Origin of the sequence: Pseudonocardia kunmingensis (genome assembly GCF_006716445.1) — a bacterium.
Lineage (GTDB): Bacteria > Actinomycetota > Actinomycetes > Mycobacteriales > Pseudonocardiaceae > Pseudonocardia > Pseudonocardia kunmingensis.
Genome location: NZ_VFPA01000007.1, coordinates 162079 through 180672, shown reverse-complemented (window position 1 = coordinate 180672; position 18594 = coordinate 162079). Strand labels below are relative to the sequence as shown.

The 18594-nt window shown below is 73.1% G+C and carries 17 protein-coding genes; 8 read left to right on the top strand and 9 right to left on the bottom strand.

The genetic code is table 11. The features are described 5' to 3' along the window. Positions 1 to 74: 74 nt before the first annotated feature. Positions 75 to 1139 carry an S-adenosylmethionine:tRNA ribosyltransferase-isomerase gene (locus FB558_RS39825; protein WP_142063888.1) on the bottom strand — a complete coding sequence of 355 codons (1065 nt, stop codon included), beginning with the start codon at positions 1137 to 1139 and terminating at the stop codon, positions 75 to 77. A gap of 90 nt (positions 1140 to 1229) precedes the next feature. On the opposite strand from FB558_RS39825, the gene soxR reads away from it, so the two are divergent. Further along, the gene (gene soxR / locus FB558_RS39820) at positions 1230 to 1700 is read left to right on the top strand and encodes a redox-sensitive transcriptional activator SoxR (RefSeq protein ID WP_142063885.1); all 471 of its coding nucleotides are present in this window, start codon (positions 1230 to 1232) and stop codon (positions 1698 to 1700) included. Positions 1701 to 2610: 910 nt separating this feature from the next. Here soxR and FB558_RS39815 read toward each other — a convergent pair. Then, complete coding sequence (locus FB558_RS39815; RefSeq protein ID WP_170231776.1) at positions 2611 to 3732, bottom strand: polysaccharide pyruvyl transferase family protein; 1122 nt, start codon at positions 3730 to 3732, stop codon at positions 2611 to 2613. 306 nt (positions 3733 to 4038) lie between these two features. Here FB558_RS39815 and FB558_RS39810 point away from each other — a divergent pair, with 306 nt between their 5' ends. After that, a complete protein-coding gene (locus tag FB558_RS39810) occupies positions 4039 to 4791 on the top strand; it encodes a tyrosine-protein phosphatase (RefSeq protein WP_246107104.1) in 753 nt (250 codons plus the stop codon). 52 nt (positions 4792 to 4843) lie between these two features. On the opposite strand, the gene FB558_RS39805 is transcribed toward FB558_RS39810, so the two are convergent. Together FB558_RS39805 and FB558_RS39800 are read right to left on the bottom strand one after the other, a co-directional pair. Continuing rightward, entirely contained in the window at positions 4844 to 5236 is a 393-nt protein-coding gene (locus tag FB558_RS39805; RefSeq protein WP_142063878.1) for a hypothetical protein, read from the bottom strand. Positions 5237 to 5264: 28 nt separating this feature from the next. Beyond that, entirely contained in the window at positions 5265 to 5507 is a 243-nt protein-coding gene (locus tag FB558_RS39800; protein ID WP_142063876.1) for a ribbon-helix-helix domain-containing protein, read from the bottom strand. 130 nt (positions 5508 to 5637) lie between these two features. Here FB558_RS39800 and FB558_RS39795 point away from each other — a divergent pair, with 130 nt between their 5' ends. Both FB558_RS39795 and FB558_RS39790 read left to right on the top strand, forming a co-directional pair. Beyond that, positions 5638 to 6807, top strand: coding sequence for an acyl-CoA dehydrogenase family protein (locus tag FB558_RS39795; protein ID WP_142063873.1), 1170 nt, complete (start codon positions 5638 to 5640; stop codon positions 6805 to 6807). Positions 6808 to 6817: 10 nt separating this feature from the next. Beyond that, positions 6818 to 7837, top strand: a complete 1020-nt coding sequence (locus FB558_RS39790; protein ID WP_142063870.1) for an acyl-CoA dehydrogenase family protein — start codon at positions 6818 to 6820, stop codon at positions 7835 to 7837. A 246-nt stretch (positions 7838 to 8083) separates the two neighbouring features. On the opposite strand, the gene FB558_RS39785 is transcribed toward FB558_RS39790, so the two are convergent. Genes FB558_RS39785 through FB558_RS39765 form a run of 5 tightly spaced genes read right to left on the bottom strand, consistent with a single transcriptional unit; the run spans position 8084 to position 14825 of the window. Beyond that, the gene (locus tag FB558_RS39785) at positions 8084 to 9040 is read right to left on the bottom strand and encodes a hypothetical protein (RefSeq protein ID WP_142063866.1); all 957 of its coding nucleotides are present in this window, start codon (positions 9038 to 9040) and stop codon (positions 8084 to 8086) included. Next, complete coding sequence (locus FB558_RS39780) at positions 9040 to 10728, bottom strand: ABC transporter family substrate-binding protein (RefSeq protein WP_142063863.1); 1689 nt, start codon at positions 10726 to 10728, stop codon at positions 9040 to 9042. The genes FB558_RS39785 and FB558_RS39780 overlap by 1 nt, the downstream gene beginning before the upstream one ends. A 31-nt stretch (positions 10729 to 10759) precedes the next feature. Further along, positions 10760 to 12865, bottom strand: coding sequence for an ABC transporter ATP-binding protein (locus FB558_RS39775; RefSeq protein ID WP_170231775.1), 2106 nt, complete (start codon positions 12863 to 12865; stop codon positions 10760 to 10762). Continuing rightward, on the bottom strand, positions 12862 to 13845 hold the full coding sequence (locus tag FB558_RS39770; RefSeq protein ID WP_142063860.1) for an ABC transporter permease: 984 nt from the start codon (positions 13843 to 13845) through the stop codon (positions 12862 to 12864). Before FB558_RS39770 ends, FB558_RS39775 begins: the two co-directional genes overlap by 4 nt. A gap of 2 nt (positions 13846 to 13847) precedes the next feature. Then, positions 13848 to 14825 (bottom strand): ABC transporter permease, encoded by a 978-nt coding sequence (locus tag FB558_RS39765; RefSeq protein ID WP_142063857.1) that lies wholly within the window; start codon positions 14823 to 14825, stop codon positions 13848 to 13850. A 285-nt stretch (positions 14826 to 15110) separates the two neighbouring features. On the opposite strand from FB558_RS39765, the gene FB558_RS39760 reads away from it, so the two are divergent. The 4 genes from FB558_RS39760 (at position 15111) to ftsX (ending at position 18568) form a co-directional block, all read left to right on the top strand. After that, a complete protein-coding gene (locus tag FB558_RS39760) occupies positions 15111 to 15623 on the top strand; it encodes a PadR family transcriptional regulator (RefSeq protein ID WP_142063854.1) in 513 nt (170 codons plus the stop codon). Between the two features lie 183 nt (positions 15624 to 15806). After that, positions 15807 to 16913, top strand: coding sequence for a peptide chain release factor 2 (prfB, locus tag FB558_RS39755; RefSeq protein WP_142063851.1), 1107 nt, complete (start codon positions 15807 to 15809; stop codon positions 16911 to 16913). A gap of 58 nt (positions 16914 to 16971) precedes the next feature. Further along, positions 16972 to 17661 carry a cell division ATP-binding protein FtsE gene (ftsE, locus tag FB558_RS39750; protein WP_142063849.1) on the top strand — a complete coding sequence of 230 codons (690 nt, stop codon included), beginning with the start codon at positions 16972 to 16974 and terminating at the stop codon, positions 17659 to 17661. 4 nt (positions 17662 to 17665) lie between these two features. Beyond that, positions 17666 to 18568 (top strand): permease-like cell division protein FtsX, encoded by a 903-nt coding sequence (ftsX, locus tag FB558_RS39745; RefSeq protein ID WP_142063846.1) that lies wholly within the window; start codon positions 17666 to 17668, stop codon positions 18566 to 18568. The last annotated feature ends 26 nt before the right edge of the window (positions 18569 to 18594 follow it).

Below are 18594 nucleotides of genomic sequence, written 5' to 3'. Positions count from 1 at the left end.
CGTTTCACCGCAGCTCAGGTGCCGCTCGTCGGCTGGAGGCAACCGCGAGCGGCAACACCGCCGACGGCGAGCGGTCACCGAACGCGATGAGCGGGGCATGTCGAGAGCAGGAGGCACGAGTCGCCGAACTCGTGCCACCGGTACCCGTGCTCCACGGCCGCGGCGTACGCGCGGTCGACGAGGCGCGCGCCGGCGACGGCGTCGAGCAGTGCCATCAGGTGTGCCGCCGCGGGGTCGTGCCAGCCGGTCAGCAGCCCGTCGACGACGCGCGGGCCGCGCCGCGCTCCGAGCAGGAGGTGCGTCCAGCCGGCGCCTGCCGTGACGCGGCCGGACGGGTCGGCCACCGTCTCGAGGGCGCGCGCGACCGTCGCGCCGACCGCCACGACGCGCCCACCTCCGGCGTGCGCGGCGTTGACCGCGTCCGCGGTGGCCGGGGGCACCCGGTAGCGCTCCGGCAGCGGAGCGGCACCGGCGGCCGGCGAGGAGAGCCCGGCGTGCAGGACCAGCCGCGCCACGCCGACGCCCCGCGCGCGCAGGCCGTACAGGACCTCCGGGGTGAACGGCCGGCCCGCGCTCGGCATCTCGGCGCTGCCGAACTCCGGCTCCGGCCGGGAGAACATGGTGCGGTAGCTCTCCAACGGCCACCGCGGCGACCCGCACGACGAGATCGGCCGTCCGGTGCACGCCAACCACGGGCGCAGGCCTCCCGCCACCGGGATGCGCGCCCGCCACGGCCCGCTGCCGGAGACGGCGCGGGGGTCGGGATGACCGGTGACCAAGGCCGCCACCACGCCGCACGGCAGGTGCACGGACTCGCCGGCCACCCCGTCGGTGACGGTGCGCCCGTCCGGTGTCCGCAGTTCGACCACGTGCAGGTCGTCGGGCGCGGGGCCCGACACGTGCAGCGTGACGGCGCTGCCGTCGGCGCGCAGGCCGTCGACGGCGGCGGGCTCGGTGTCGGAGGTGTTGACGACGACGAGGTCGCCGCGGCGCAGCGCGGTGGGCAGCGCCCGGAACGTCGTGTGCCGCAGCGGTCCGCGCTCGCGGGCGACGAGCAGCCGGACCTCGTCGCGGGCGATGCCCCTCTCCTCCGGCGGCTCGGCGGCCGGCCGGCCCGTTCGCCGGGTGGGAGCGGTCACCGCGGGTCCGCGGTGACGATGGCGGGTGCGCAGCTCATGCCTGTACGGTGCTACTTGAAGTCAGGTTGAGGTCAAGGAAGGTGGCGCCGGATGGACACGAAGGACCTCCTCACCATCGGGGAGGTGGCGCACCGCAGCGGCTTCCCGCAGTCGGCGCTGCGGTACTACGAGCGCGAAGGGCTGCTGCGCACCACCCGGACGTCGGGTGGTCAGCGCCGCTACGAGCGGTCCGTGCTGCGCAGGCTCGCCTTCATCCGCGCCGCCCGCACCATCGGCGTCGGCCTCGACGAGGTCCGCGAGGGCCTCGACCAGCTGCCCGACGGGCGCACTCCCACCAAGGCGGACTGGTCGCGGCTGTCCAAGTCCTGGCGCGGGCGGCTCGACGAGCAGATCCAGGCCCTCGTCGCCCTGCGCGACGGCCTCGACTCCTGCATCGGCTGCGGGTGCCTCTCCCTGCAGCGCTGCCGCCTCTACAACCCGGAGGACCGGGTGTCGGAGCTGGGCCCCGGCGCCCGCCTGCTGCCCCCGATGTTGCGCAGGACCCCTGCGGACGGCGTCTAGCTGTCCTGCCGAGCGCTGCGTGATCGGCGCGAGTCGCAGCGTCCTCGCGACGCGTTCACGTGCTTCTCGCCGGGATGATCGCCAGGAGTGGTGTCACGGCGACAGATCTGTCGCCCTCGCACCGCTCCCGCCGATCATTCCCGGCCTGACCATCCGGCAACGGGCTCCCCCTGCAGCACATGTCCCGTTTCCGCCGAGCAAGTGCGCCTGGATCGCCGCGGACCGGACCGGGTCCACCGCCAGGTGCGCACCCACCCAGCAGCGACGGACTCGTCCAGACAGGCCTGGGCCCGGTCGGGGACGGCCGCCCGGCCGACCACAACATCCGGTAGTCGACCCAACCCGGCCACCTCACCGACGGGTGGCGAGGACCGGGCCGGAGCGGGCGGCAGTGGTCTCGAGCCGGGAACGGCCAGCCCACAGGAGATCCCACGACGATATCGACACCACGAGTCTGCGATCGCGACCGAAGACCCATGACGTCGACCGGATCTGCACAGGCGCGTTCCGTTGCCGATCGGCCCGGTCGTGCGCGCCTGACCCAGGGGCTCCGGAACGGGATCCGCATGACGAACGGCACTTTCGTCGGCTAGGTACCGACGAGGGTGCCGTTCGTCCGGGTGGGAGTTTCCGCTGATCATGGCGTGGCAAGGGGCGTGAACGGCACCACAGCCAGATGCGTGGCACCCGGCAGGGGCGTTCTCGTCGGGAACCGGCTGGAGCCCGGTCGGGGACAGCCGCCCGGGCGACCACGTCACTCGCTAGTTGTGCCAACCCGGCCACGGCCGCACGGCCCGGTGTCGCTCCGCGCTGAAGTGATCGCACCGAAGGCCAGGGTGGGGTGGGGCAGCTCGCCTCGAGCCGGGAACGGCGCGCCCACGCGACCCGGGGGAAGAGAAGGCGCGCCGGGCTACGAGGAGAGCAGCCTCGGCCGGGCGGACCAGCGCGCGGGAAGGGTCTGGTCGACCCAGCTGTGCAGGTCCTCCACCGGCGGGCGGGTGCTGATGGCCGACTGCTCGTGCTCGGCCAGGAACGCCGTGGTGCGCTCCTCCCAGCCGACGCCCAGGCACGGCACACCGGTCGAGACGGCGAAGACCAGCGAGTGGATGCGCAGGCCGAACAGCGCGTCGGCCTCGCCGACCACGGCCTTGGCCAGTGCGGGCGGCAGCTGCGGCCCGATCACCGGCACCCGGCGGCCGAGTCGCTGGCCCAGCTCGCCCACCAGCACCTCGTCGCGGCGGGCCAGGCCCAGGCCGTAGTCGGCGTGGGTGCTGATCGCGAGCCCGGCGACGGCGCCGCCGCGCTCGATCCAGCGGCGGGCGAGGATCTCCGCGGCGTCCTGCAGCGCGTCGACCAGGATCGGGTTGGGCAGTGCCTTCGGCGCCACGAGCAGCAGCGGCACCGCCGGGTCGACGCCCGCGGCGGCCAGCGCGCGCCGGGCGTCGGCGGGCGGGGCCGGCTTGAGGCCCATGGCGAGGTCGCCGACGACGGGCGCGACGATCCGGTCCCCGAGCGTTGCGGCGGAGACCTCGTCGCGGACGCTGATGCGCCCGGGCTTGCGCACCGAGCGGCGCAGCAGGTCGAGCACCCGCTCCGGCGTGCCCGGGTAGACGCCGATGGCGAGGTAGGTGATGTCGCGGCCGCGGGCCGTGGCGGCCCACACGATCGCCGGGAGGATCTTCACCAGCGACGACGCCCCGGTGCCGAACAGGCCGCCGCCCACCACCGCGATCCCGTCGCACCACTTGAGCGCCTTGACGAAGGAGATGCCCTCCATCGGGACGCCCGGCACGCGGTGCAGCGCCTCCACCATCCGCGGGTTGCGCGACACCACGCGGACGTCGGTGCCCTCCGGCAGCTCCTGCAACGTGCGGGCGAGCATCGCCTCGTCGCCGGTGTTGCCGTTGCCGAAGTTCCCGATGATGAGCACGCGGGTGTTGCGTGGCGCGGCCCCACCGCTCTCGTCGGCGGCATGCCGCCTGCCGAGGTCGGCGAGCTGCTGGCGGATCAGGTTGGCGCGGGGGTCCGTCATCGAGTTCCTCGGGTCCGGGCGGCGACACTGCGTGACCATCGTCGGCCACTCATCCGTCGCAGCCTACGGTGTGGTGTCCCGCACTCGTCCGGCACGTGCGCCGGGCGGCCGGTCCGCCTCGCCGGGCGCCCGGCGCCATGATCGCGCCGCACGCCGGGGACCTGCGTGCACTCCGACGGGACCGGCCACCGCATGATCGGCTGTTTCGGACGCTCCACGCTGCCCGTGCGCGCCGATCCGCGGTACGCGCGCGTGTGGCGCGTTCCGCTCTGGCGGCCGGGACCGCTCATGGGCGAGGGTGGAGGTGTGGCTGCACCCGTGGAGCGTTGGCTCGCACTCGAAGGTCTCGACAACGTCCGCGACGTCGGCGGGCTGCCGATGCGCGACGGCGGCACGACCCGGTCCGGTGTCCTGCTGCGCAGCGGCTCGCTGCGCCATTGCACACCCGCCGACGTGACCCACCTCGTCGACGAGTTCGGGCTGCGGCTCGTGCTCGACCTGCGCACGCAGCGCGAGATCGACGCGGACGGCGGCCCGACGGCGCTCGCGAGGGCCGGCGTCGAGACGCTGGCGCTCTCCTTCATCCCCGAGGAGGGCCGCGAGCTGCCCGAGTCCGACGACGTGGACCCGCTGGTGCACAACTACCTCGGCTACCTGCGCGACCGCGCGGACAACGTCGTCACCGCCGTGCGCAGGCTCGCCGCGGCGGACGCCGGCCCGACGCTCGTGCACTGCGCGGCGGGCAAGGACCGCACCGGGGTGCTCGTCGCGCTCGTCCTGGACGCGGTGGGCGTCGAACGCGACGCCGTGGTGGCCGACTACGCCCTCTCGGCCGAGCAGGTGGAGGCGCTGTTCCGGCGCTGGACGGCCGCGTCCGGCGAGCCGATGCCGGAGGACCTCACCCCGCACCTGCCCAGGGCCGAGGCGATGGCGGTGGTCCTCGCGCACCTCGACGCCGAGTACGGCACGAACGGCGCGGGCGGGTCAGCGGGTTGGCTGCTCGCCCACGGTCTCGACGAGGGGTCGCTCGCGCACCTGCGCGCCCGCTTGAGCGCCTGACCTGCGACGAACGGCACTCTCGTCGGCTAGGTGGCGACGAGAGTGCCGTTCGTCAGGGGAGTTCTTCGATCGCCACCGACGCGTCGAGCTTGCGCAGGGTGCCGGGCTCGCCGGTGACCGCCGGCCAGCCGCGGCGGCGGGCGCTGGAGGCGACCTGCCCCGCCACGATGTCGTCGTGGCCGGACGCGGCCAGCAGCAGACCGGACTCCTGCGCCGCGGCCGGGCCGAGCTCGTCGATCACGGTGTTGGGCAGGTCGAGCAGCACCTGCAGCGCCGGGTGGTGCTCGGGCTCGAGCAGCGACCACGCCCGCCCGAGCGCGGTGCTGGGCACGGCCAGCACGATGTTCTCCTCGACCGCGGCCCACACCAGGGCCCGTACGTAGACCGGCCGCCCGATGGCGAACGCGGCGAGGGCGGTGGCGTCGAGGACCCGCCCGCCGATCATGCGGCGGCCCCGCGGGCCGGCCGCCGCATCAGACGGCGGCCGCGCGGGAGACCAGGCGCAGCGTCCGCCGCGCCTCGGCGAGCTCGTCGGGAGGTGGGGGGCCGCCGTAGAGGTCGGCGAGCGTCGCGAGCGACCGGTCCCGCAGCTGGCGTGCGGACACGGCGTCGGCGATGTAGGACGAGATGCTCCGCGCGGCGCCCCGCCGCACGGCGTTGCGAGCCTCGGCCACGAGCTCGGCCGGCAGGCTCACCGTCACCCGCTCAGTGCGCATGAGCGGAGGGTACCTGGGAACGGACATCTCGCTCACCCACCGTCAGGTGATTCGGCCGGGCCGCGCAGGTTACCCGTGGGTATGCCAGGGTGGGCCGGGCGACGAGCGCCGACGCTGCGAGGAGGCCGCGATGGATCTGACCTACACGCCGGCGGAGGAGGACTTCCGCCGCGAGCTGCGGTCGTGGCTGCAGGCGAACATCCCGCAGGAGTGGGGGCGTCCGGGGTTCTGGGAGTCGCTCGGTGAGGACGAGAGCTTCCGCGTGCGGCGGGACTGGGAGCGCGACAAGGCCCTCGCCGGGTTCGCCGGGATCTCCTGGCCCACCGAGTACGGCGGGCGCGGCGGCACGCCGGGCATGAAGGCGATCTACGACGAGGAGACGGTGCGGGCGAACGCGCCGCGCACCGTCAACGCGCTCGGCCTGACCTTCCTCGCGCCCACCGTCATGGCCATCGGCTCCGACGCCCAGAAGAAGGAGATCATCGGGCCGCTGCTGCGCAACGAGGTGATCTGGTGCCAGGGCTTCTCCGAGCCCGGCGCAGGCTCCGACCTCGCCGCGATCTCCACCCGCGGCGTGCGCGACGGCGACCACTTCGTCGTCAACGGGCAGAAGGTGTGGACCACCAACGCCGTGCACGGCGACAAGATCTTCACGATGGTCCGCACCGAGCCGGGCTCGCAGCGCCACCGCGGCATCTCGATGCTGCTGATCGACATGCACCAGCCCGGCGTCGACGCCCGCCCGCTCAAGCAGATGAGCGGGGCGAGCGAGTTCGGCGAGGTGTTCTTCGACGACGCCCGCGTCCCGGCCACCGACTCCCTCGGCGACATCGGCGACGGGTGGCGCACGGCGATGCTGCTGCTGTCGTTCGAGCGGGGCGCGTCCGGGATCGCGCAGTACACCGAGTTCCGGCGGCAGTACGACGAGATCGTGGGAGTGGCGAGGAAGCTGGGCCGCGACCGGGACCCGGTGGTGCGCGACGAGCTCGCCCGCGTGCTCACCGAGCTGGAGTGCCTGCGGTTGCACGCCATGCACGTGCTCACGCAGGTCGAGCAGGGCCGCGACCTCGGGTTCGAGGCGTCGATGACGAAACTGCAGTGGTCGGAGGCGTTCCAGGACCTCTGGGAGGTCTACGACCAGGTCCTCGGCGAGGACGCCACGCTCGACGCCGTCGACGGGATCGACCTGCGGCCGCTGCACGCGCAGGCCATGTGGTCCCGGTCGGTCACGATCTGGGGCGGCTCGTCGCAGGTCCAGCGCAACGTCACCGCCGAGCGCGTGCTCGGCCTGCCTCGGTAGGGAGCCGGTCATGTTCTTCGCACTCACCGAGGACCAGCGCGAGTTCGACGCCGCGGTGCGCGGGTACCTCGCCGAGCGGTTCGACCTGGACGCGGTCCGCGCCGTCGTCGAGGCGCCCGAGTCGGCCGGGAACCCGGACTCCCTGTGGAAGGCGGCGGGCGAGCAGGGCTGGCTCGCCGTGCTCGTGCCCGAGGAGCACGACGGCCTCGGGCTGGGCCTGGTCGAGGCGCAGGTCATCGCCCGGGCGCTGGGCGCGGGCGTGGCGCCCGGGCCGTGGCGGGGCACGGTGCTGGCGGCCGAGGCCGTCCGGCTCGCGGGTTCGGACGCGCAGCGGGCGGCCTGGCTGCCCCGGCTCGCCGCGGGCGAGGCCGTCGGGGCGTTCGCCGCGCGGGGCAGCGCACCGGGTGTGCTGCCGGCCGTCGAGTACGGGGCGGTGGCCGACGTCGTCGTCGCGCGTGCCGGTGAGGGCCTCGTGCTGGTCGAGGGCGCCGCGGCCACCCCACGCGGTTCCTACGACGGCACCACCCGCCTCGCCGACCTCGACGCGGGCGCGGGCGAGGCCCTCGCGGGCACGAGCGCGGAGGTCCTCGCCGAGCTGTCGGACCGGGCCACCGTGCTCGTCGCGGCCGACCTGGTCGGCATCGCCCGCGAGTCGCTCACCCGGACCGTGGCCTACGACCGGGAGCGCGAGCAGTTCGGCGTGCCCGTCGGCTCGTTCCAGGCGATCAAGCACGCGCTCGCCGACCTGCACGTCGGCGTGACGATGGCCGAGCACGCCACCCTCTACGCCGCCCACGCCGTCGACGAGCGGCTGCCGGACGCGCCGCTCGCCGTCAGCGTGGCGAAGGCGAAGGCGAGCGACGTGGCCCTGCAGTCCACCGCGGCGATGATCCAGTACCACGGCGGCATCGGCTACACCTGGGAGCACGAGGCGCACTTCTTCTACAAGCGCGCCAAGCGGCTCGCCGCCCAGTGGGGCGACGCAGGCACCCACCGCGCGCGGATCGCGGACCTGACGATCCCGGCGTAGGCCACCGGGGCACTGATCCGTCCGAGGCGCACACCACGGCATGGGCGGGCGGCGGCGGTTCGCGGCGAGCCGTACGTGACGGTGGTGGGCGAGGTGGTCCGGTCACGTTGCGGCGATCGGTGCGAGTCGTACGTGGCGGCGGTTCGTGGGGCGGTGACGTGCGGCTCGGTCCGATCAAGCCGCGGTGATCGGTACGAGACGTACATCGGCGTCGTCGTGACCGCGCACGTGTTCGGGTGGGAACGATCAGTACGTCCGGTGGCTGCTGGGGTCGGAGCCGCGGAGGGCGGCGAGCCAGAGGCCGAGGGCGCCGAGCAGCGCCGTGGCGGACAGCCAGGTGCTCAGCCCGCCGCCGTCGACGTAGGTCCAGAGGAGCGCGATGACCGGCGCGGGCACGAGCATCGGCAGATCGGCTCGCCACTGACGGGACCGCGCGGCCAGAAGGGCGGCGCGCTGCCGGGTGGACTCGTCCGGCTGGGCGGGGTTGTCGGTCCGACGGCCGCGCGGTTCGACCGCGCGAACCGGCCCGGACGGGTGCAGCACGTGCCCGTTGATCTCGACCGTGACGAGCCGGTGGTCCAGGGGGTTCCCGTGCAGCCGCACGGTCGTGGGCGAGGGCAGCGTGACGAGCACGGGGTCGAAGTGCACGGGGATGAAGCGCCGAGGCACGGTGTCGGTCTCCAGCCACGACCGGGTGAGCAGGCCGGTCTGCACCTGGACCCGGCGCACGGGCACCGTCCGCGCTACCCGGGTCATGGCCCGCCGCCTGCTGGCGAGCTGCCAGCCGCAGGCGGTGAGCACGACCAGCGCGGTGGCCGCGCTGAGGAACAGCGTGCCGAGCGAGCGGTCGGCGGCGGCGAGGACCGCCGCTCCGGGGATCAGCGGACGGTCAGGAGCCGCGGGGTCGTACGCCACCTCGGTCCGCGTTCCCGCCGGCGGGGCCGGGCCGGCCAGTTCGAGGGTGTCGGTCCGCTCCGCGCTGCCCGCGGGCGTCCAGCGCAGCTGCGCGCCGTCGCCGTCCGCGGCGGTGACCGTCCCGAACGTGCGCGCGGTGGCGGCGTCGAGCCGGTGGGCCGCCGACGTGAACGCCGTGCCCGCCACGACGGCGAGCAGGGCGCACACGAGCAGGACCAACGCGGACGTGGCCAGCCCGTGCCGCAGCGCCGGGCTGCGGCGGGGAACGGCCACGCCCGCGGTCGCCATCAGCCGGTGAAGCCGATGTCGGTGTAGACGTCGTCGGCGAACCCTCCCGCGCCGAAGTTGGCCAGGGTTTCGCGCACCGCGTACGCGCCCGAGGCCTGGTAGAGCGGCAGGAGCGGCAGCGCCTCCCAGAGGGCCTGGTCGATCTGCTGGTTGAGCTCCGTGCGTGCCGCGTCGTCGAGCTCGGTGGCGGCCTGCTGGAACAGCGCGTCGATCTCCGGGGTGTTGATCCGGCTGACGTTCGACTCGCTGCCGGAGACGAAGACCGAGCGGTTGCTCACGATCGGGAACGGCGATCCGGAGTAGGCGAAGCCGATCATGTCGAAGTTGCCCGGCGTGACGTACTGGTCGAACAGGTCGGCCGACGCGACGGGGACGCGCTCGAGGTTCACGCCGATCGCGGTGAGCTGGGCGGCGGTGAGCCCGACGATGCGCTCGCTGATCGGGTTGCCCGTGGTCTCGACGTAGCGCACGGTCAGCGTCTGCCCGTCGCGGGTGCGGGGCTGGCCCGGCCCGGGCGACACCCAGCCGAGCGCGTCGAGCTCGGCGTTCGCCGCGGCCGGGTCGAAGGACACGTCCTGCGCGTGGTCGACGTAGTCGGCGGAGCCCTGCAGGTAGATGTACTGGTTGAGCGGCTCGACGTCCGGCACGATCTGGCCGATCAGCGCGCTCGCGATCGCCTGCCGGTCGATGCCGCGCACGAGCGCGTGCCGCAGCGCGGGGTCGGACAGGATCGCGCCCGGGGCTCCGTTGAAGGTGATGTGGTTGTACACCGGCTCGGTGGCCTGCCGCACCGTGACGCCCTGGATCGTCTGCGCCCTGGCGAACAGGTTCACGTCCGAGCCGATGGAGTAGAAGTCGATCTCGTTGTTGGCCAGCGCATCGGCCAGGGCGCTGCGCTCGACCACCCGGAAGATGATCCGGTCGAGCTTCGCGGGCTCGCCCCACCAGTTCGGGTTGCGGACCAGCGTGATGGTCTGCGCCGTGGTGTCCACCGACTCGGTGCGGAACGGCCCTGCCGTCGTGCCGATCCCGGTCAGCCAGCCCGTGTTGAACGCGTCGGGGTCGAGGTTGGTCGCGGCGGGGTAGATGTGCTCGAAGAGCGCGCGCCACTCGGCGAACGGCTCGGCGAACGTGACGACGGCCTGCTTGTCGTCCACGCCCCGTTCGACCGACGCGATGCTGTCGTAGCCCGCGGTGTCGGCAGGCAGGTACGCCGGGTTCGTGCCGTTGAGGGCCTGCCACTGGGCCTGCAGGTCGCTCCAGGTCAGCGGCGTGCCGTCGTCCCAGCTCGCCTGGGGGTTGATCGTGTAGGTCACGACCTGCGGGCTCTCCGCGGTCAGCTCCACGGAGGTGAAGTAGTCCTCGTCGAGCGCCACGCTCGCGTCGGCCTGGCGCGTGAACGCGCCCGGGAGCAGCGCGTCGACGACGAAGCGGTTCTCGAGCAGGTTGCCGTCGACGTGGTTGATGTTGAAGTTGTCCGGGATGGCGTCGAGCGGCCACCGCAGGTCGCCGCCGTCGCGCACCTGGTCGCGGGGGAGCGGGTTGACGTCGTTCACGCCCTGGGGCTGCTGCTCCGCGGGGGCGAGACCGGGGTCGTTCGCACCGTTGCCGCCGCCGCAGGCGACCAGTGCCAGCGCGGTGGCGGCGGCCATCGCGGTCAGCGCAAGGGAACGGGGCCGGGTTCTCATACGGGTTTCCCTCTCGGTCACGGCGTCGGGCTCACAGCACGGCGTGCGGGGCGGCGAAGTGGCACGCCACTGCGTGGTCGGGGGCCGGGTCGGTGCCGGGCGGCAGCAGCCGGGGATCGTCGTTCTCGCACCGTGCCCGATCGGTGGCGTCGAGTGCCGCGTAGCGGAAGCACCGGGTGCGGAACCGGCAGCCCGACGGCGGGTCCGCGGGGCTGGGCAGGTCCCCGGTGAGCAGGATCCGCTCGCGGGCCCGCTCGGTGGGTGGGTCCGGGACGGGGATCGCCGAGAGCAGCGCCTGCGTGTAGGGGTGCTGTGGCGCGGTGAACACCGTGCGCACGTCGCCGATCTCCACGATGCGCCCGAGGTACATCACGGCCACGCGGTCGGCGATGTGCCGCACCACGGACAGGTCGTGCGCGACGAACAGGTAGGCGAGGCCCAGTCGGACGCGCAGCTCCTCGAGCAGGTTGATCACGCCGGCCTGGATCGACACGTCCAGGGCGGACACCGGCTCGTCGAGGACGAGGAGCTTCGGCTCCAGGGCGAGCGCCCTGGCGATGCCGATGCGCTGCCGCTGCCCGCCGGAGAACTCCGCGGGGTACCGGTTCGCGTGCTCGGGCCGCAGACCGACGAGGCGCAGCAGCTCCGGCACCCGCTCGCGGATCCGCTCCCGCGGTACGTGGTGGGTGGTGAGCGGCTCGGCCAGGATGTCGGCGATCGGCATCCGCGGGTCGAGCGAGGCGATCGGGTCCTGGAACACCACCTGGATGTCGCGCCGCAGGCGGGTGCGGTCGGTCCGGCTCAGCGTGCCGGCGTCGCGGCCCAGCACCTCGAGCCGTCCCCGCTGCGGCGAGCGGAGGTCCAGGATCTCCATGAGCGTGGTGGTCTTGCCGCAGCCCGACTCCCCGACGAGCCCGAGGGTCTCGGCCTCCCGGATGTCGAAGCTGACCCCGTCCACGGCGCGGACGCTCCCGACCCGCCTGCGCAGGATCGCGCCCTTCGTCACCGGGTAGTGCCGGTGCACGTCCTCGACGCGCAGCACGACCGGCCGGTCCTCCCGCGGCACCTCGGGCGGGGCGTCGACCACCGGCGCGTCGTACACCTCCGCGGCGTCGCGGCGCTCGAGCTCGCTGCTGCGGTGGCAGGCGGCCCGGTGACCGGTGCCGACCGGGTCGAGGGCGGGCTCCACCTCGCGGCAGAGGTCGACCGCCAGCGGGCACCGCGGCTCGAACGAGCAGCCCGTCGGGAGGTCGGTGAGCGCCGGCGGTTGGCCGTCGATCGGGACCAGCGGACGGCGCTCGCCCACGTCGAGCCGCGGGATCGAGCCCAGCAGGCCGAGCGTGTAGGGCATCCGCGGCCGGGCGAACAGCTCGTCGACGGGGCCGGTCTCCACGGCGCGCCCGGCGTACATCACCATCACCCGGTCGGCCACGCCCGCGACCACCCCGAGGTCGTGGGTGATGAGCAGGATCCCGGCCCCGGTCACCTCCCGGGCCGTCCTGAGCACCTCGAGGACCTGCGCCTGCACCGTGACGTCGAGCGCCGTCGTCGGCTCGTCCGCGATGATCAGGTCCGGGTCGTTCGCGATGGCCATCGCGATCACGGCACGCTGGCGCATCCCGCCGGAGAACTCGTGGGGGAAGGACGTCGCTCGCGCCTTCGCGTTCGGGATCCCGACCAGGTCGAGCAGCTCGACGGCGCGCGCCCGCGCCGCGTCGCGCCCCATGCCGCGGTGGTGGATCTGCAGGGCCTCGGCCACCTGGTCGCCCACCGTGAAGACGGGGGTGAGTGCGGACAGCGGGTCCTGGAAGACCATCGCGATCCTGCGGCCGCGGATCCGGGAGAGGTCGGCGTCGGGCTTGCCGAGCAGCTCGGTGTCGCGGAACCGCACCGAGCCGGTGACGCGGGCGCTGCCGGGCAGCAGGCCCATCACCGCCATCGACGACACCGACTTCCCGGACCCGGACTCGCCGACGATCCCGAGCACCTCGCCCGCCGCCACGTCGTAGCTCAGGTCGCGCACGGCCGGGACGCGCCCGGCCTCGCTCGGGAACGAGACGCTGAGGTCGCGCACGGTGAGCACCGGCTCGTCCAGGCCGGGAGCTCCGGTGTCGAAGATCGGGTCCGCAAGGTTCACGCGCCGCCCTCCGCCTTCCGGGCCGCCTTCCTCTTCCGCTCGGGCTCGGACCGTCTGCCGCGCCGGGAGCCGGGGTCGAGCGCGTCGCGCAGCCCGTCCCCGACGAGGTTGACGGCGAGGACGGCGATCACGAGGAAGCCCGCGGAGAAGAGGAAGAGCCACGGGTAGGTGAGGGCGGAGTCGGTGCCGGCCGCGATGAGCGTGCCGAGGGACACGTCGGGCGGCTGCACCCCGAAGCCGAAGAACGACAGGCCGGTCTCGGACAGGATCGCCGTCCCAACGGTGATCGTGGCGTCGATGATCAGCAGGGACGACATGTTCGGCACGATGTGCCGGAAGATGATCCGCCACGGCGGGACGCCCATGAAGCGGGCGGCCTTGACGAACTCGCGCTCCCGCAGCGACAGCGTCATGCCCCGCACGATCCGAGCCGTGATCATCCAGGCGAACGCGGCCAGCAGCACCACGAAGACGAGCCAGGTCTCCCCGTGGAACGACGGCGAGAGGATCGCGATCACGAGGAACGCGGGGAGGGCGAGCAGGAGGTCGACGACCCACATCAGCGAGCGGTCGACCCACCCCCCGAAGTACCCGGCCGCGGCACCGACCACCGCGGCGACGGCCGTGGAGATCAGGCCGACCAGCAGCCCGATGACGAGCGACTTCTGCAGCCCGCGCATGGTCTGCGCGAAGACGTCGTTGCCGATCTGCGTCGTGCCGAACCAGTGCTCGGGCGACGGCGGTTGCAGGAACGCGGCGTAGTCGATCTCGTCGTAGTCCCACGGCGTCAGCAGCGGGCCGAGGTACGCCATCGCGAACAGCAGGACGATCGTGGCCAGCCCGGCGACCGCGAACCCGTTCCGCGCGAACCGGCGGGCCACCAACCGGCGCCGGGAAGCGGTGTTCCCGGAGCCCCCGGGTCCGGCCGTGACCGGAGCGCCGACGGGCGAGGCGCCCGTGCCGATCGAGGAGGTGGCCATGCTCACCCGATCCTGACGCGAGGATCGAGCGCGGCGTAGAGCAGGTCGGACAGCCAGCCGGACACGAGGATCAGCACCGCGACGAACAGCGTCACGGTCGCGACGATGTTGGTGTCGTTCTGCTGGACCCCGTAGACGAACCAGTCACCCATCCCGAACCAGCCGAAGATCCTTTCGGTGAAGACACCACCGGTGATGAGCAGCCCGAACCCGAAGGCGAAGAGCGTGGCCATCGGGATGAGGGCCGTGCGCAGCCCGTGCTTGAACAACGCCCGGCGCCGCGTCAGCCCCTTGGCCTGGGCGGTGCGGAGGAAGTCGCTTCCCAGCACGTCGAGCATGGCGTTGCGCTGGTAGCGGCTGTACAGCGCGATCTGCGACAGCGCGATGGCGAGCGTGGGCAGCACGAGGTGCTGCAGGCGGTCGACCAGTTCTGCCATCGCGCTGCCCTGGAAGCTCGGCGTGACCTCGCCCTGGAAGTAGAGGACCGTGGTGCCGGCCGCCTCGTTCAGCTGCAGGCCGCCGAACTTGAGCAGCTGCGCCAGCACGAACACCGGTATCGACAGGATGACGAAGGAGAAGATGGTGGCCGCGTAGTCGCCGAGCCGGTACTGCCGTACGGCTCCCGCGACCCCGACGACCACGCCGATCACGACGCCGAGCACCGTGCCGACCAGGAAGAGCCGCAGGCTCACCCCGGCCCGGCTGACGAGCTGGTCGGCGATCGGGGTGCCGGTGACGGTGGTGCCGAAGTCGCCTCGCACCGCGTCGGCCATCCAGAGGGCGAACCGCTGCGGGATCGGCTCGTCCAGCCGCAGTTCGGCGCGCTTGGCCTCGATGACCTCGGCCGGGACCGGCGGGTTGCGCTCGGTGAGCGGGGCGAGCGGGTTGAAGGTCAGCGAGGCGAGGCTGAAGGTCAGGAACGTGGCGACGAGGAGGAGGACCACGTAGTTGACGAGCCGGCGCACCAGGAAGCGGGCCACGTGATCTCCTCGCCTGCACCGGCAGGTCTCGCCGGGTCTCCGTTCCAGCCGGGCGAAAACCGGTGGGCCCGCCGGGCTGTTGCGCGGTACCTTGGGCGCCGATCTGTGTGATGCGTGTGAAGTCAGAGGCCGTGGACGCCACTCGTGTCACGGCTCCACGCGATCGTCGCCGGGTTCGTCACGGCTCGTGGCGGTCTCACCCGCTCCGCGAGGCCGGGATGGTCACCGGGTGCCGCGTCCGGCCCGTGCTCTGCGCGCTCGTGCGCCGGATGGCACCGTGGGCGGATGCCGGCGCCGCGAACACCTGCCGTGAACGCCACCGCGGCCGCGCTGCTGGGCCTGCTCCACGAGGGGCCGATGTCGGGCAGCCAGCTCGTGACGGCGGCCGGGGACCGGTTCGGGGCCTTCTTCTCCGTGACGCGCAGCCAGGTCTACCGGGAGCTGCCCGCGCTCCTGTCCGCCGGGTTGCTGGAGCCGGGCCGACCGGGCCCGCGCGCTGCCCGGACCTACGTCCTCACGTCGGCGGGGCGGCGGGCGTTCAGCCGGTGGCTCCGCTCGGGCCCCGCGGCCGATCCGCTGCGCAGCCCACTGGTGCTGCGGCTGCTGCACGCCGGGCGGTTGAGCGCCGCGCAGCGCGCCGAGCTGGTGGCGGCCGGCCGCGAGGCCTACACCGCCCGGCTCGCCGCCACCCGGGCCGCCGCGCGCGGCGAGCGGGACCCGTACCGCAAGGCCGTGGCGGACTTCGCGGTCGCGCACGTACGGGCCGTGCTCAAGCTCCTCGACGCCATCCCGGAGTAGTAGTGCGGTGGCCACGGACGTTGACCGGGTCCTCGCGGGCCCAGGCGACGCCTGGCGGCGTTGCGGCCCTCGGCATTACGCCCGGTAGTGACGTCGGGCCGCGCCTTGCCAGCCGCCGCCTGGATCCCGCGATCACCCCGGCAACGTCCGCGGCCACCGCACCAACGCGTAGCCTGGAGCGTTGTGAACCCCGACGCCGCGGCCGACCTGAAGGACCTGTCCGCCACCCTGGAGAGCATCGAGGCGGTCACCGACCTGCCCGCGCTGCGCGCCGAGATCGCCGACCTCTCCGACCAGGCGGGTCAGCCCGATCTGTGGAACGACACCGAGGCCGCGCAGAAGGTCACGAGCCGGCTCGCCCACGCCCAGGGCGACCTGCGCCGCCTCGAGGACCTCCGGCGCAGGCTCGAGGACCTGCCGGTGCTCTACGAGCTGGCCGAGGACGAGGGCGACGAGTCGGCAATCGCCGACGCCGACGCGGAGCGCGCGAAGCTCCGCGAGGAGATCGCCTCGCTCGAGGTGCGCACCCTGCTGTCGGGCGAGTACGACCCCCGCGAGGCGCTCGTGACCATCCGCGCCGAGGCGGGCGGTGTCGACGCCGCCGACTTCGCCGAGATGCTCATGCGCATGTACCTGCGCTGGGCCGAGCGGCACGGGTACCCCACCGACGTCTACGACACCTCCTACGCGGAGGAGGCCGGCATCAAGTCGGCCACCTTCCAGGTCCACACGCCCTTCGCCTACGGCACTCTGTCGGTCGAACAGGGCACCCACCGGCTGGTGCGGATCTCGCCGTTCGACAACCAGGGCCGCCGCCAGACCTCGTTCGCGGGCGTCGAGGTGGCCCCGGTCGTCGAGTCCAGCGACCACGTGGAGATCGACGAGAAGGACCTGCGCGTCGACGTCTACCGCTCGTCGGGCCCGGGCGGCCAGGGCGTCAACACCACCGACTCGGCGGTGCGGCTCACGCACATCCCCACCGGCATCGTCGTGAGCTGCCAGAACGAGCGCTCGCAGATCCAGAACAAGGCCACGGCGATGCTGGTGCTGCAGGCCAAGCTGCTGGAGCGCCAGCGCCAGGAGGAGCGCGCGAAGATGGACGCGCTCAAGGACACCGGCTCCTCGTGGGGCAACCAGATGCGCTCCTACGTGCTGCACCCGTACCAGATGGTGAAGGACCTGCGCACCGAGCACGAGGTCGGCAACCCCTCCGCCGTGCTCGACGGCGACATCGACGGGTTCATCGAGGCCGGCATCCGCTGGCGGCGCAGCCAGAACACCGAGTCGTAGCCGCTCGGGGCGGGTCGGGTGCCGGGGTCGACCGCACCCGCCGGTAACCTCACGCGTCGTGATCCGCCTGGAACGCGTCACCAAGCTCTACAAGACCTCGACGCGCCCGGCGCTCGACCGGGTCTCGATGTCGGTCGAGAAGGGCGAGTTCGTCTTCCTCATCGGCCCCTCCGGCTCGGGGAAGTCGACGTTCCTGCGGCTCCTGCTGCGCGAGGACGTGCCCACCAAGGGCAACATCTACGTCTCGGACATGAACGTCGCGAAGCTGCCGCGACGGCGGGTGCCGAAGCTGCGCCAGCGCATCGGGTGCGTGTTCCAGGACTTCCGGCTGCTGTCCAACAAGACGGTCGGCGGCAACGTCGCGTTCGCCCTCGAGGTGATCGGCAAGTCGCAGTCGACGGTGCGCAAGGTCGTGCCGGAGGTCCTGGACCTGGTGGGCCTCACCGGCAAGGCCGACCGGATGCCGCACGAGCTGTCCGGCGGTGAGCAGCAGCGCGTCGCGATCGCGCGGGCGTTCGTGAACCGGCCGCAGGTGCTGCTGGCCGACGAGCCCACCGGGAACCTGGACCCCGACACCAGCCAGGACATCATGCTGCTCCTGGAGCGGATCAACCGGACGGGTACCACGGTGCTGATGGCCACGCACGACCACTCGATCGTCGACTCGATGCGCCGCCGGGTCGTCGAGCTCGACCTCGGCGCCGTCGTCCGCGACGACGCGCGCGGCGTCTACGGCGTGGGGCGGTAGGCGCATGCGCACCGACTTCGTCGCCCGGGAGGTCGTCACCGGCCTCCGCCGCAACGTCACCATGACGATCGCGATGGTCCTGACCACCGCGATCTCGCTCGGGCTCGTCGGCACCGGGCTGCTGGCCGTCCGCACGATCGACCGCACCGAGCAGCTCTACAGCGACCGCTTCGAGGTGCAGGTGACGCTGACGGCCGACGTCTCGGCCGCCGACACCGACTGCAGCCAGCCGATCTGCAGCGACCTGCGGGAGACGCTGGAGAACTCGCCGCTGGTGGAGTCGGTGCGGTTCCAGAGCCAGCAGGAGGCCTACGAGCACTTCCAGGAGCTCTTCGCGGGGCAGGCGCTCGCCGACGTGGCGCGCCCGCAGTCGCTGCCGGCCACGCTGCGCGTGCGGCTCGCCGACCAGACCAGCGGCGCCGACGCCGTGCGCGCCGCGATGACCGACCAGGTCGGCGTGCGCAACGTGCTCGACCAGCGCGAGGTCGTGGCCAAGCTGTTCGACATGATCGGCAGCATCCGGAACGTGACGTTCGCGCTGGCCGTCGTGCAGGCCATCGCGGCCGTCCTGCTGATCTCCAACACCGTGCAGGTCTCGGCGTTCACCCGCCGCACCGAGGTGGGCGTCATGCGCCTCGTCGGCGCCACCCGCTGGTACACGCAGCTGCCCTTCCTCATCGAGGCGGTGGTCACCGGCGTGGTCGGGGCCCTGATCGCGGTGGCCGGGCTGGTGGCCGGGAAGTTCCTGTTCATCGACCAGCTGCTGTCGGGGATCGTGGCCAACGGCGTGGTGCCGCCCGTGGAGGTGGCCGACATCGTGTGGGTCTCGCCGATCCTGGTGATGATCGGCGGCGGGATCGCGGCGGTCACCGGGTACGTGACGCTGCGGCTGTACGTGCGCCTGTAACCGGAGGGCTCGGCGTCGCCGGTCCG